This is a genomic window from Methylomonas aurea, from assembly GCF_024505045.1.
Classification (GTDB): Bacteria; Pseudomonadota; Gammaproteobacteria; order Methylococcales; family Methylomonadaceae; genus Methylomonas; species Methylomonas aurea.
In genome coordinates this window covers 328629-341323 of the sequence record NZ_JANIBM010000001.1, presented here as the reverse complement: position 1 = coordinate 341323, position 12695 = coordinate 328629, and the positions used below count along the sequence as shown (strand labels likewise).

The following is a 12695-nucleotide window of genomic DNA, read 5'->3' as shown; positions in this document are numbered from 1 at the left end:
TTTTGCCGCGAGTATTACGGTTTAACCCGATCATGCGCAAGACACCGATATAGCGGAGGCCGCTGCGCCGGCCAATATTTGTGCGCACGTTCAAATTTCGGCCGCCAAAGTTCCGGGCAAGCAGCATGTTCGAAAGCAAGCTTGACCGCTACGTCGCAAATTAGAGCATGACATTTTGCCGACTCCGACCAATACTTGTCCTGTTTGCGCAATCAATGCAGGGTGGATACATGAGTTTTGTCGAGATTTACTTCAACAGTTCGTTGCAAAACGTGGTCGAGATCGGCGATCAGGCCTGCAGCATCGGCCGAGCCAGCTACAACCAGGTGCATATCGGCAATAAGGGCGTATCTCTGGTGCATGCGGCGATTTCCCGCCAGGGCGGCGAATGGTGGCTGGAGGATATGAACAGCACCAACGGTACCTATTTGAACGGGACCAAGATCGCCGGCCGGCAAAAACTGCGCTTCGGCGACGTGATTAGCGTCGGCAAGCACGATTTGAAATTCGTCGACCAACCCACCTCTCCCGCCGGCAATGTCGCCCAAGCCGGGCAAGCGGCGGATTTCGACCGGACGCTGCTGGTCAACCCGGCGGCCGCTTCCGGGCAGGCCGCACCGGCGGCTCGACCCGGCAACCATGCGCTACTGATACACGGCGAAGCCCGCAACATCAACAAACTGCTGCTGAACAAGGATTACTACACGATCGGCAAGGGCGCGCAGTGTAACGTGCGGGTGGGCGGCTGGTTTACGCCGAAACTGATCGCCGAAATCATCCGCCTCGGCGACCATTATTACCTGACCCCGGTCGTCAACAAGCGCATCCGTTTGAACGGACGCGAAGTCGGCCATCAGGTGCGCTTGAGTAACGACGACAATATTTTGGTGAAAAAGGTGCTGCTGAAATTCGTCGAGCAATAGCGCGGCGTTACTGGCAGATCAAAACCACCGTGATGTTGTCTTTGCCGCCGGCGGCATTGGCGGCAGCGACCAGGGCCCGGGTTTTGGCTTCCAGGTTGTCCGGAGCCAGGCCCGACAACAAGGCCGCGATTTCAGCATCCCCCAACATGCCGGTCAAACCGTCGGAACACATCAGGAAACCGTCGCCGGGCGCGATTTCGACCAGTTGCGTTTCCGGTTCGATCGCCGGATTGGGGCCGATAGCTTGATATAACTGGTTTGCAGCCGGTTGCTCGCCGATTTGGCCGCCGTCGCGCCACTGCCGATACAGCGAGTGGTCTGCGGTCAACAGTTGCAAAGCGTTGCCGCGCCAGCGGTACAAGCGGCTGTCGCCGACGTGGAATATCTGCAGCTGCGCAATGCCGGGCAGGAAGCGGCAACCGACCAAGGTGGTGCCGCTCCCGATGCCGTCGACCGCCCCGTTCTCCCGGTTGCTCAAGTACAGTGCGCGGTTGGCTTCCCGCACGATGTCGGCCAATACCTCGAGTTGCCTTGCCGGCAGGCCGTTGTCGGTTCCGCTCGGACGCTTGAGCCAACGGCCGAGCCAGGTCGAGCCGTTACTTACCGGCGCCACCGGTAAATGCCGGGCGATCAGCCGGTCGACTTCGGCGACGGTGCGTTGGCTGGCGATATCGCCCCGGCCGTGGCCGCCCATGCCGTCGGCCAGCAAACAAAGGCCGGTTGCAGCATTTAGCAACATGGCGTCCTCGTTGGCCGCGCGCACCCGACCCGGATCGCTGGCGCCATAAACGAAATATCGGTTGAAGATGCGTGCGGCCGGCATGGCTATGTCCTTGAAAAAGGGGAGTTGAACGAAGTGCGCCATCGAAAAGTGGCCGCAACCGGCCGAATTGTCAAGGCCGAGGCTTCGAATTGCCGGCGGCAACGGCAGCAAGCTGCATAAAAAACCGCCCGAAGGCGGTTTCAACTTATACGGAATCTTCAGCAATCTATGCGTTACGCCGCTGCAATCCCAGCAGTCCCGCCAAGGCCGAGCCGAATAGCCATGCTGCCGCCGGAAGCGGCACCGGCGCCGCGATGTCGGCGTTGTCCAGCGTGAAATGGAAACCGGCGCCGAGATAGTCCTCGCCGCCGCTGGCAATGAATTCCAGCCTGTCGATGCCGGCAAAGTTCAGGTTGAACAACTGTGCGGCGTCGGTGTTGACCAGCAATTGCTGTTGGTAAAGCAGGTCGCCGTCCCGGTAACCGGTCGCGGTAATCTGCATGCCCCAGCGAAAAGCGGCAGCGAAATATGCGGAGCGGAAATCGAACAGGCTGTTTGACCGTATGCTGGCCGGGCCGCCATCGGCGTTGAAAGCCGAATAATCGGGCGACACGACGCCGTGGTAAAAGCCGGAATCGAAATCCGCGACCTGGGCCAATTGCGGGTTCTGTACCCAGAAATTGGACCAATTCAGTCCGGCGTAGCCGTCGGCGATCGCCGCTTCGGCATCGGCGGTCACGTCGTCGAAATTCAAAATGGCGGCGTCGGCGTTGCCGACTCTAAGAATGGATAAAGCGAAACAAAATAATGCGAGATGAAGTTTATTCATGGCCGTATCAGATAAAAGCGATTAAAGAATGGAAACCGGTGGATACCCGCCGCCGCGATGGCGCTGCGCCGACTGGTAGTCGGTAGCGCGACGGTTAGCGGGTCGGCGAGAATTTATTCACCACCAGTTTGCCGCCGGACATGACCAAATCCGGGTATTCCAGCAATTTGAAGCGTTCCAGCGCATTGCCCTTGACCGCGATCAAATCGGCCGGTGCATTCGCAGATAGCGTGCCGAGTCCGGGAATGCCGGTGGCCAGGCGCGCAGCGGCGGCCGAGGTAGCCGAGCGCAGTACGTTCAATACGTCGCCGAAATCGATAGAATCGCCGCTACCCATGTGCAACATCAGATGCAATTCCTCGCCGTTGATGCCCCACGGCACGTTATCGTGGGCGATTTCGGAGCCGTAAACCATTGGAAAGGCCAAGCCCTCGCCGGCATGCTCCTGGTAAACGTGGCCCACCGTATGGGCGTTTTGGTAAAGGCCGGCGCCGCATGAGGCCAAGGTGTCGATCGTGGTCATGAATTCCATGCCATCGTGTACCGCGGAGTGCAGCAGATTGGCGTCGAGCGCCGCGCAGGGCATATGGGCCAACATGTCAACGCCGGCCGCGTAGGCGATCTCGAAACCGGCGTTTTCGCCGACATGAGCCAGTACCCGTTTGCCGTGGTTATGCGCCTCGCTGACGATCCAAGCCACTTGCTGCTGCGACAATATCGGCCAGGGAGCCGCCGGGACGTCGCCGTGGCCGTGCGACATCATCCACGGCGCACCGGCTTCGCCGCCCGGTTCCAACGCGATCTTGATCGCCGAGGCGCCGCCGGCTACCAGATTCTGCACCACGGCCCTAACCTGGCTTTCCGTGGCGTTGGCGGCGATGGCCAAACCGACCTTATCGAAACCGCCGCCGGTATCGTCCGGCGTGAATACATTTAGCGGATAACCGCCCTGCGCTTGCAGAATCGGTCCGGTGCTCAACAGGCGCAGGCTGCCGTTGCCGCCTTGAGGAGGCATCAATGGCCCGCCGGTATCCTGCACGGTGGTAATACCGTGTTCCAGGATTTTGTCCTTGCTGACGTTCTGAAACGTGACGTGGGCGTGCGACTCGATGAAGCCCGGCAGAATCGTCGCGTCGCCCAGGTTGTAACGAGTCGCGCATTGGCCGCTCAGGCTGGCGTAATCGCCGACGGCCTTTACTTTGTCGCCGACCACCAGCACGCTTTTGTTGAATTGCACTTCGTTGCCATCGAACAGGCGGGCGGCGCTGATTAATTTGCAGGATACCGGAGCGGTGGCGGCGTAGCTCGGCGCCGAGCCTGCCAAGAAAGCGAGGGCCAGGGTATTTAAAGTAAACGATAGCGGGGTGCGTGGCATAAGGAGTCCTTGTCGAATCAGTTTTAGTTATGTCCGGAATGAATAACCGGCCAGTTCCGCCGGATGGCTCACGGCATTAATCGCCAGTAAAATCAGTCTGTTAATAGGCGATGTTTGCTGGGTTGGCCGCGGGCTATCTTATCGGTTTAACCCGCTGCGGATTTATGCGGAACGGAGTCTTTGTTATGGCAGACGTATTTATTTTCCGGAATGCATCCGGGCTCAGTTGACAGGATCCGGCTCTGCGCTATTCGGCGATGCCGCGGCCTCCGGGCGGAGGGTGGCATCACCGCTACGCGGCCGGACAATGGCATTCGGCCGGAACGGGAACAGTTGGGAAAAATATGCCGTGTTTATCGGTTTCGGCGTCTGCCCGTTCGACTGGCGGTGCACCCTTTCATTTTCACACCTCGGGAGCCGACCGATGAACGCATCCGTCAAACCGATGCACAAACAAGGTGACTCTGGCTTTCAGTAGTCACATTTTTTCAGTTTTTGTGTAACTTTATGGAAAGGCACAGCAGAAACAACGGCTGTTTTTGCTGTGTGAATCTTGAATCAGCAATTATTGCAATAGTTCACGTTAAGCCACTACTCCCACTCGATCGTTGCCGGCGGCTTGCCCGAAATGTCGTAAGTCACCCGCGAAATCCCTGGCACTTCGTTGATGACGCGTCTTGAGACCAAGTCCAAAAAGTCGTAGGGCAGATGCGCCCAGCGGGCGGTCATGAAGTCTATGGTTTCCACGGCGCGCAGTGCCACAACGTAGTCGTATTTGCGGCCGTCGCCCATCACGCCGACGGATTTGACCGGCAAGAAAACCGCGAAGGCTTGGCTGACTTTGTCGTACAGGCCGTGGTTGCGCAGTTCGGCGATGAAGATGTCGTCAGCCTTGCGCAACAGGTCAGCGTATTCCTTTCTGACTTCGCCGAGGATACGTACGCCCAAACCGGGGCCGGGGAAGGGATGGCGGTGGATCATGTCGGCCGGCAGGCCCAGTTCCAGGCCGAGCTTGCGCACTTCGTCCTTGAACAATTCGCGCAGCGGTTCGACCAGTTTCAAGGTCATGTTTTCCGGCAGACCGCCGACGTTGTGATGGGATTTGATCAGATGCGCCTTGCCGCTTTTGGCGCCGGCCGATTCGATCACGTCCGGGTAGATGGTGCCTTGCGCCAGCCATTTGGCATCGGTCAGTTTGCCGGCTTCCTCGTCGAAGATTTCGACGAACAGGCCGCCGATGATCTTGCGTTTTTGTTCCGGGTCGTTGATGCCGGCCAAAGCCGCCATGTAACGGGCCTCTGCGTCGACACGAATCACTTTGATGCCCATGTGCTGGGCGAACATTGCCATGACTTGGTCGCCTTCGTGCAGGCGTAACAAGCCGGTATCGACAAAAACGCAGGTCAGTTGTTCGCCGATGGCGCGATGCAATAACGCGGCAACCACCGACGAGTCGACGCCGCCGGACAAGCCGAGAATGACTTGGTCGCTGCCGACTTTTTCCCGCACCGCCTTGATACTGTCCTCGATGATGTTGCTCGCGTTCCATAAGGCTTGGCAGCCGCAGATCTCCAAAGCAAAGCGGCCCAGGATGCGGCCGCCCTGTTTGGTATGCGTGACTTCCGGATGGAATTGCAGCGCGTAAAAGTTGCGCTCTTCGTCGGCGATGCCGGCAATCGGTGCGCCGTCGGAACTAGCGATCAGCTTGAAGCCTGCCGGCAGTTCGACCACGCGGTCGCCGTGGCTCATCCAGACGTCCAGCAGGCCGTAACCTTCCGCCGAGACGTGGTCTTCGATGTCCTTCAACAGTTTGGAGTGGCCGCGGGCACGGATTTGGGCGTAACCGAATTCGCGGTGGTCGGAGGACTCGACCTTGCCGCCCAATTGCTCGGCCATGGTCTGCATGCCGTAGCAAATCCCCAGTACCGGCACGCCCAGTTCGAACACGGCTTGCGGTGCGCGCGGCGTGTCGCTGCTGGTCACGGTCTCCGGGCCGCCGGACAGGATGATGCCCTTGGCGCCGAAAGCTGTGACTTCGGCATCGGAACTATCGCAGGAGTAAATTTCGCAATAAACGCCGATTTCGCGGATGCGGCGGGCGATCAATTGCGTGTATTGCGAACCGAAGTCGAGGATAAGGATTTTGTCGGAATGGATGTTGGCGGCGGCAGGATTCGTCACGGTGTAACCTTCGATGATGCTGGAGAGGCCTTAACCGGTTAAGGCCCGATAATATTGGCTATTGGCGCCGGCTGTCACAGCAGCCGATGCTCGCGGTAAAGTTGATCGAGCAAGGTTTTACTGTCTGCGACTTGCTGGCTCAAGTTGCGCTCGGCAATGGTACGTTGCAACTTTTTCACAAATCGCAAATACGGCGCCGCTCGCATGTAATGGCGTAAATTGGTATGGCCTTTGACCACAGCGCTGATCCGCTCGGCATTGCCCGGCAGCCGCCAATCCGTCTCGGCAGCGGTATCGGTAGGCTGGAAGAACATGGTCAGGTTGCCGCCGTCCGCCGACAGCAAATGGCCGACCGCATGCAGGCCGGCTTTTTCGCCCATTTTTTGCAGCGTTTGCACATTGAAGTTGAACAGATGCGCTTCGTGGAAACTGCTGGCCGGCGATTGGCACACCGCTTCGACATTCGGTACTTCCACGACCAACGTCGCGTCGGGTTTCAATAACTTGCGCAAAATGCCGAGTACCGAACCAGGGTCCGCGGTGTGTTCCAGCACATGCCAGATGGTAATCAAGTCGAAGCTGGCATCGGTAAAGTCGCCGTCCTGGACAAAGCCGACCTGCAAGTTCAACTGGTACTGGGCTTTGGAGTATTCGGCATAGCCTTTATTCGGTTCGATACCTTGAATGTCGTGGCCGAGGGCCTTCATCAGGTAAGCGAACTCGCCGCCGCCGGTGCCGACGTCGAGCATGTTTTTCCGGCTTTGCAGCAAATGCTTGATCTTGTCGTGGCGTTCGATCGCCACTCGGCCGGCACGCAATATGTGCTTGGCTTGCGGCGCATAGGTCTTTTTGTAATCCAGCCGGTACTCCTCCTCGTAAAACTGGCGCGGGTCGTGCGGAAACGGATCGCTCCAGACCAAGCCGCAGTGGTCGCAGATCACAGTGCGTAATTGGGCGCCGCTTCGGCTACGCATGGACAGCACGCTGACATGGTGATTGCCGCATAAATTGCAGGGGGTCGAAGAAGTTTCTGACATTGCGCTTACAGAGGTTCGAGGGTTGAGATTCGCACCGGACCAGGTTGGATCCGATGCGCAGACCGGCACGGCCGGTTTAGTTCATATGGTAATTCGGCGCTTCTTTAGTGATCGTTACGTCATGGACGTGGCTTTCGCGCATGCCGGCGTTGGTCACGCGCACGAACTGGGCATTCTCCCGCATCTCGGCGATCGTGCTGTTGCCGGTATAGCCCATGCTGGAACGCACGCCGCCGAGTAACTGGTGGATGATGGCCAATACGCTGCCTTTATAAGGCACGCGGCCTTCGATGCCTTCCGGCACCAGTTTTTCGACCTGGTCGGTGTCTTCCTGGAAATAACGGTCGCTGGAGCCTTGCTGTTGCGCCATCGCTCCCAACGAGCCCATGCCGCGGTAGGATTTGTAGGAGCGGCCCTGGAACAGTTCGACTTCGCCCGGGGCTTCCTCGGTACCGGCGAACAGGCCGCCCAACATGACGGCATACGCTCCGGCCGCCAAAGCTTTGGCGACATCGCCGGAGTAACGGATACCGCCGTCGGCGATCAGAGGCACACCGGTCCCCTTTAGCGCGGCGGCTACGTTCGCGACCGCAGTGATTTGCGGTACACCGACACCGGCAACGATGCGGGTGGTGCAAATCGAGCCGGGACCGATACCCACCTTGACGCCGTCGGCGCCGGCCTCGACCAAGGCCTTGGCCGCTGCCGCGGTGGCGATGTTGCCGCCGATGACTTGTACTTGCGGAAAGTTTTGTTTGACCCAGCGCACTTTGTCCAGCACGCCCTGCGAATGACCGTGGGCGGTATCGACGATGATGACGTCGACGCCGGCCTCGACCAAGGCGCCGACCCGTTCGCCGGTATCGGCACCGGTACCGACCGCCGCGCCGACCAGCAAGCGTTCCTGTTCGTCCTTGCAGGCTTGCGGGTTATCTTTGGCTTTTTGGATGTCCTTGACCGTGATCATGCCGCGCAAATGAAACGCGTCGTTGACCACCAACACTTTTTCGATGCGGTGGGTATGCAGTTTCTCGATGACCTCTTTATGGCTGAACGACTCGTGCACGGTCACCAGTTTGTCTTTCGGCGTCATGATCTGGCTGATCGCCACATCCAGCCGAGTCTCGAAACGCAAATCGCGGCTGGTGACGATGCCGACCAACTCTTCGCCGTCGACGACCGGAACGCCGGAGATATTTTTGGCCCGAGTCAATTCCAATACTTCCCGCACCGTGACGTTGGGCGATACCGTAATCGGATCCTTGATGACCCCGCTCTCGTATTTTTTCACCCGTCTGACTTCCGCCGCCTGTTGCTCGACAGTCATGTTTTTATGAATGATGCCGATCCCGCCTTCCTGAGCGATCGCAATCGCCAAGCGGGCTTCGGTCACGGTATCCATCGCCGCCGATACCAGCGGGATATTCAGTTTGATTTTGCGGGTGAGCTGGGTTTTCAGCTCGACTTCGCGCGGCAGCACGCTGGAATGGGCGGGAATCAATAAAACGTCGTCAAAGGTGAGAGCTTCTTGAATGATTTGCATAAATCACACCTGGGGGCTAATCGTGGATAAGCCAGCCATTGTACAACTTTACTGAGGTTCCTAAAAACCGGAAATAGTCAAGGACTTACTCGCCCCGGCCGTTTCGCGCCGGAAGCGCCGCAACAATCGAATGATACTCCGCCATTTTCGGTCGATGCAGGAATATACCCAAGGCATGCATCGTGCTGAATATGTATAAGGTGTTGAAGCCGTCCCCTAGTACGATCATGATCGGCCCGAACAGGCCGACCCATTCGATCAGCGCCTGGCTGACGGTGATGGTCGTGAAATAGCGTTGCGCCGCCGTTCTCGGGCCGGGCATGGTCTGGTTCAGCCGCAACAAGACATGCTTGGTCAGATTGGTCAACGGAAACAATACGATCGCGACGCCGTACAGCACGCTACGCAGCAACACGCGGCGCTCTTCGCTGACGCTAATCTGCAGTTCAGCGCCCCAGATGTGGCAAACGACGTTGTAAACAATCAGCATGAGTAGCATGGCCGCGCAAACCAGCCAATGGCTGCGCAAAGCGGCGGGCGGCGTTGGGGCGGTGGCGGACATCAAACGCTCCTGTCGAGGCGATTACGGTAATCGCGCAGAATAACAACAAAGGCCACGAAATCGTACGCCGCGTGGATTACGATCGGGGTCAGCAGATTGCGACCGCCGCCATAGTCCAGCAGGGTTCCCAAATACAATCCCATCAGAAACGCCAACAGCGCGTACAAAGGTGTTACGGCGTGTACCAGGGCAAATACCACGTTGCTGAACAGCAGGCCGAGTTCGGCATTCCAGCGCAATTCCAACCAGGGTTGCAAAAAACCGCGAAACAGCGCCTCTTCAGCGAAGCCGGCAATACAAGCCAAAACCAGCAAGTCGGCCCAATGCCGGTCGCTCAACCTGGCACCCAGAGTTTCCAGCAATAATTCGCGGATTGCTTGGAGCGGCGGATACGCCAGATGCTGCAGCGCAAAAAACAACAACAGTAAGGGCAAGGTCGCCAACAACCCGATCGCCACCGCGCTTTCCGAAATATACAAGTCCTGAAACGGGTCGACATCAGCCATCCAGCCGAACAGCATGGCCAATCCCGCTAATGCCGACTCGAAATAACAAGCCGCGTTAAAAAAGTTTTCAGTAGAGAACGGGCTGGATTTCATTTGCGGAAACGGCTTAGATCGACAAGGGCTGAAAATTCTAAACAAAAACCGTTAGAATTGGCAGGGTTACATCAGGAGTGGCAGACATGAACTGTTTTATCTACAAAAGCCTGAAGAAGGACGAACTTTACCTGTATTTGGATAGAAAGGACGATTTTTCGGCTATTCCGGCCGAACTATACAAGAGTTTTGGCCGATTGGAGTTTGTCATGGAGCTGGAACTGACGCCACAACGCAAGCTGGCGCGGGTCGATTCAGCCAAAGTCATCGCCAGCCTGCAAGCCAAGGGCTTTTTCGTGCAGATGCCGCCAACTGTGTTCTCCGCAGTCCTTCCTACTGCAGCCCGGTATCTGCACTGAAAGCGAGCTAGCCATCACAATCCGTGCTAACATGCCGGCATTCGGCCGCTAGGGCCTTTTTGTTCTCATCCGGATACGTAACACATGTCAGACAATTCATTCGCACTCGAAGAAGACGCTAAGTCTAAAGGCATACTCTGGGGATTCGGTACGCTGGTCGGCATTGTCGTCGTGGTCATGCTGATTTTGGGCGAATGGTGGAGCCGCGAACCCGAACAGTTCAATGTGCAGGATGAAGCAATCGAGCGGATGAATGTGACTCATACCGACCAGATGCCGATCGGTTATGTTTACGCCAATACGCTGGCCCATATCGCCGACGTCATCCTGTTCAAGGCCGGCGGCTACCTGTCCAACGACGTCGCCCCCCCCGGCCTGTTCTGCGACAACATTCAAAACTTCGAATACGGTGCGTTGGTCATGCTGCGCGACGGCACCACAGCGCTGCGTAACCACTTTGCCCGCGACCAGTCGCAATCGGCGGAAGACCCGGATTTGGCGAAAGCGGAACCTTATTTTTATTACGAACGCAATTCCTGGGCCTTGCCTTCGACGGAATCCGAATATATTAAGGGTATAGAGGCCTTACACGCCTATATGTCGCGACTGCAAAACCCGTCGTCAACCTCGAAAGCGGCCCAATTCCATTCCCGCGCCGACAACTTGTGGCAATACACCGAGGTCGTGATCAAGCGCTTGGGGGGCCTATCGACCCGTCTCGCCGCCAGTACCGATAAATTTGCCGGCGCCGCGCACGGCGATCCCTCGAATCCGGTCGATATCAACATGCCGACCATCGGCCAGACGCCTTGGATGGAAATCGACAACGTATTCTACGAAGCGCGCGGTTCCTGCTGGGCCTTGCTGCACATCCTGCGAGCCATCAAACACGATTTTTCCGACATTCTGCTGGACAAGCGGGCGATGAACACGCTGGATAACATGATTCAGGCACTGGAAAACGCATTGACGCCGACACTGAGCCCGGTGGTATTGAACGGCGACGGCTTCGGCATTTTTGCCAACTACTCGCTGGCCATGGCCAACTACATTGCCCGTGCCAATGCTGCCGCGCTCGACTTGCGCGACGTGATGAACAGAGGTTAAGTCGCGGTTATGCAGGAACAAATCAACGAGAATTTGAAAAAAATCGAAACCTGGAAGCGGGTGATATTCATGTTGGTTTTCGCTGCGATAGACAGTTTGGTCAAACTGCTGTTGTGGCTGGTAATTTTGCTACAGGTCGGTTCGGTGCTGTTTACCGGCACGGCCAACGCCAACATTCTCACCTTCGGCCGTAGCCTGTCGACCTACCATTACCATATCCTGCTGTTTTTGACTTTCAATACCGAGCAATTGCCGTTTCCGTTTTCCGATTGGAACGAAACCGCCAAGCTGGAGCAGCTCGACAAACCCTGACCGTTGATGGACCGCCCTCCGCGCAAAATCATCCACATCGATATGGATGCGTTTTACGCGGCGGTCGAACAACGCGACCACCCGCAATATCGAAATAAACCGATCATCGTCGGCGGCAGGCCTGACTCGCGCGGCGTGGTAGCCACCTGCAGCTACGAAGCCCGCCAGTTCGGCGTGCGCTCGGCCATGCCTTCCGCCCATGCTTACCGACTGTGTCCGCAGGCGATCTTTATTAAGCCGCGTTTCGACGCCTACCGCGAGGCCTCGACCATCATCCGCGGCATTTTCGCCCGCTATTGCGACTGTATCGAGCCGCCATCTCTCGACGAGGCCTATCTGGACGTCAGCGATTCCGAGCTTTACCAAGGTTCCGCCACGCTATTGGCGAAGCAAATCAAACAAGACATCTCGAAACAAACCGGCCTGATAGCGTCGGCCGGCATTTCCTACAATAAGTTTCTGGCCAAGCTTGCCTCGGACATGGGCAAACCGGACGGGCTGTATCTGATTACTCCGGAACAAGGCCCCGAATTTGCCGAGCAATTGGACATCGGCCGGTTTCACGGCATCGGTCCGGCCACCGAACAGAAAATGCGCGATTTGGGTATCAATACCGGCAAAGATTTAAAAGCAGTGCCGTTGGCGATATTGCAGCAACATTTCGGCAAGGCCGCCCGGCATTATTTCAACATTGCCCGCGGTATCGATATGCGCCCGGTCAACGCCGACCGGGTTCGCAAGTCAGTTGGCGTCGAAACCACTTTCGAACAGGATTTGGCCGATCTCGGTTCGATTCAGCGGCAGTTACAGGATTTGATGCGCACCGCGTTGCAACGGCTAGCGGAGAAAGGTATGGCCGCGTATACCCTGACGGTGAAAATAAAATTCCAGAATTTCGTGCAAATCACCCGCAGCCGCACGCTAAACGAGCCGGTTGCCGATAACCCGACCTGCGTATTGCTGCTAACCGAGTTGCTCAAAAACACCCCGGTGGGTTCCAGTAAAGTCCGCTTGCTCGGGGTCACGCTATCCGGGCTGGATAACGGCGACGCCAACGTGAGGCCTTATCGGCAACTGGATTTATTCGATAATTACTGACCATTTA

Annotated in this window: 13 protein-coding genes; 5 read left to right on the top strand and 8 right to left on the bottom strand. The window is 57.3% G+C overall.

The genetic code is table 11. The features are described from left to right. Positions 1 to 230: 230 nt before the first annotated feature. Entirely contained in the window at positions 231 to 923 is a 693-nt protein-coding gene (locus tag NP603_RS01565; RefSeq protein WP_256609159.1) for an FHA domain-containing protein, read from the top strand. Between the two features lie 7 nt (positions 924 to 930). Here NP603_RS01565 and NP603_RS01560 read toward each other — a convergent pair whose 3' ends face one another. From NP603_RS01560 to NP603_RS01525, 8 genes are all read right to left on the bottom strand, one after another. Further along, positions 931 to 1746 carry a PP2C family protein-serine/threonine phosphatase gene (locus NP603_RS01560; protein ID WP_256609158.1) on the bottom strand — a complete coding sequence of 272 codons (816 nt, stop codon included), beginning with the start codon at positions 1744 to 1746 and terminating at the stop codon, positions 931 to 933. Positions 1747 to 1912: 166 nt separating this feature from the next. Next, positions 1913 to 2515 carry a hypothetical protein gene (locus NP603_RS01555; RefSeq protein WP_256609157.1) on the bottom strand — a complete coding sequence of 201 codons (603 nt, stop codon included), beginning with the start codon at positions 2513 to 2515 and terminating at the stop codon, positions 1913 to 1915. A 94-nt stretch (positions 2516 to 2609) separates the two neighbouring features. Continuing rightward, on the bottom strand, positions 2610 to 3890 hold the full coding sequence (locus tag NP603_RS01550) for an amidohydrolase family protein (RefSeq protein ID WP_256609156.1): 1281 nt from the start codon (positions 3888 to 3890) through the stop codon (positions 2610 to 2612). A gap of 591 nt (positions 3891 to 4481) precedes the next feature. Next, complete coding sequence (gene guaA, locus NP603_RS01545) at positions 4482 to 6071, bottom strand: glutamine-hydrolyzing GMP synthase (RefSeq protein WP_256609155.1); 1590 nt, start codon at positions 6069 to 6071, stop codon at positions 4482 to 4484. A gap of 74 nt (positions 6072 to 6145) precedes the next feature. Further along, complete coding sequence (locus NP603_RS01540) at positions 6146 to 7108, bottom strand: class I SAM-dependent methyltransferase (protein ID WP_256609154.1); 963 nt, start codon at positions 7106 to 7108, stop codon at positions 6146 to 6148. A 76-nt stretch (positions 7109 to 7184) separates the two neighbouring features. Then, positions 7185 to 8651 (bottom strand): IMP dehydrogenase, encoded by a 1467-nt coding sequence (gene guaB / locus NP603_RS01535; RefSeq protein ID WP_256609153.1) that lies wholly within the window; start codon positions 8649 to 8651, stop codon positions 7185 to 7187. Positions 8652 to 8736: 85 nt separating this feature from the next. Then, the gene (locus NP603_RS01530) at positions 8737 to 9213 is read right to left on the bottom strand and encodes a hypothetical protein (RefSeq protein ID WP_256609152.1); all 477 of its coding nucleotides are present in this window, start codon (positions 9211 to 9213) and stop codon (positions 8737 to 8739) included. Next, the gene (locus NP603_RS01525; RefSeq protein ID WP_256609151.1) at positions 9213 to 9812 is read right to left on the bottom strand and encodes a CPBP family intramembrane glutamic endopeptidase; all 600 of its coding nucleotides are present in this window, start codon (positions 9810 to 9812) and stop codon (positions 9213 to 9215) included. The genes NP603_RS01530 and NP603_RS01525 overlap by 1 nt, the downstream gene beginning before the upstream one ends. An 86-nt stretch (positions 9813 to 9898) precedes the next feature. Here NP603_RS01525 and NP603_RS01520 point away from each other — a divergent pair, with 86 nt between their 5' ends. The 4 genes from NP603_RS01520 to dinB all read left to right on the top strand — a co-directional run bounded on the left by NP603_RS01520 (position 9899) and on the right by dinB (position 12688). After that, positions 9899 to 10171 carry a YcgL domain-containing protein gene (locus NP603_RS01520; RefSeq protein WP_256609150.1) on the top strand — a complete coding sequence of 91 codons (273 nt, stop codon included), beginning with the start codon at positions 9899 to 9901 and terminating at the stop codon, positions 10169 to 10171. A gap of 84 nt (positions 10172 to 10255) precedes the next feature. Next, positions 10256 to 11278 (top strand): DUF2333 family protein, encoded by a 1023-nt coding sequence (locus NP603_RS01515; RefSeq protein WP_256609149.1) that lies wholly within the window; start codon positions 10256 to 10258, stop codon positions 11276 to 11278. A 9-nt stretch (positions 11279 to 11287) separates the two neighbouring features. Next, a complete protein-coding gene (locus NP603_RS01510; protein WP_256609148.1) occupies positions 11288 to 11590 on the top strand; it encodes a DUF4389 domain-containing protein in 303 nt (100 codons plus the stop codon). A 6-nt stretch (positions 11591 to 11596) separates the two neighbouring features. After that, complete coding sequence (dinB, locus tag NP603_RS01505) at positions 11597 to 12688, top strand: DNA polymerase IV (RefSeq protein WP_256609147.1); 1092 nt, start codon at positions 11597 to 11599, stop codon at positions 12686 to 12688. The last annotated feature ends 7 nt before the right edge of the window (positions 12689 to 12695 follow it).

Excerpts from the sequence above, each read along its gene's own strand:
- NP603_RS01565 (WP_256609159.1), top strand. The coding sequence starts at position 231 with ATGAGTTTTGTCGAGATTTACTTCAACAGTTCGTTGCAAAACGTGGTC.
- NP603_RS01560 (WP_256609158.1), bottom strand. The coding sequence starts at position 1,746 with ATGCCGGCCGCACGCATCTTCAACCGATATTTCGTTTATGGCGCCAGC.
- NP603_RS01555 (WP_256609157.1), bottom strand. The coding sequence starts at position 2,515 with ATGAATAAACTTCATCTCGCATTATTTTGTTTCGCTTTATCCATTCTT.
- NP603_RS01550 (WP_256609156.1), bottom strand. The coding sequence starts at position 3,890 with ATGCCACGCACCCCGCTATCGTTTACTTTAAATACCCTGGCCCTCGCT.
- NP603_RS01540 (WP_256609154.1), bottom strand. The coding sequence starts at position 7,108 with ATGTCAGAAACTTCTTCGACCCCCTGCAATTTATGCGGCAATCACCAT.
- guaB (WP_256609153.1), bottom strand. The coding sequence starts at position 8,651 with ATGCAAATCATTCAAGAAGCTCTCACCTTTGACGACGTTTTATTGATT.
- NP603_RS01530 (WP_256609152.1), bottom strand. The coding sequence starts at position 9,213 with ATGTCCGCCACCGCCCCAACGCCGCCCGCCGCTTTGCGCAGCCATTGG.
- NP603_RS01525 (WP_256609151.1), bottom strand. The coding sequence starts at position 9,812 with ATGAAATCCAGCCCGTTCTCTACTGAAAACTTTTTTAACGCGGCTTGT.
- NP603_RS01520 (WP_256609150.1), top strand. The coding sequence starts at position 9,899 with ATGAACTGTTTTATCTACAAAAGCCTGAAGAAGGACGAACTTTACCTG.
- NP603_RS01515 (WP_256609149.1), top strand. The coding sequence starts at position 10,256 with ATGTCAGACAATTCATTCGCACTCGAAGAAGACGCTAAGTCTAAAGGC.
- NP603_RS01510 (WP_256609148.1), top strand. The coding sequence starts at position 11,288 with ATGCAGGAACAAATCAACGAGAATTTGAAAAAAATCGAAACCTGGAAG.
- dinB (WP_256609147.1), top strand. The coding sequence starts at position 11,597 with ATGGACCGCCCTCCGCGCAAAATCATCCACATCGATATGGATGCGTTT.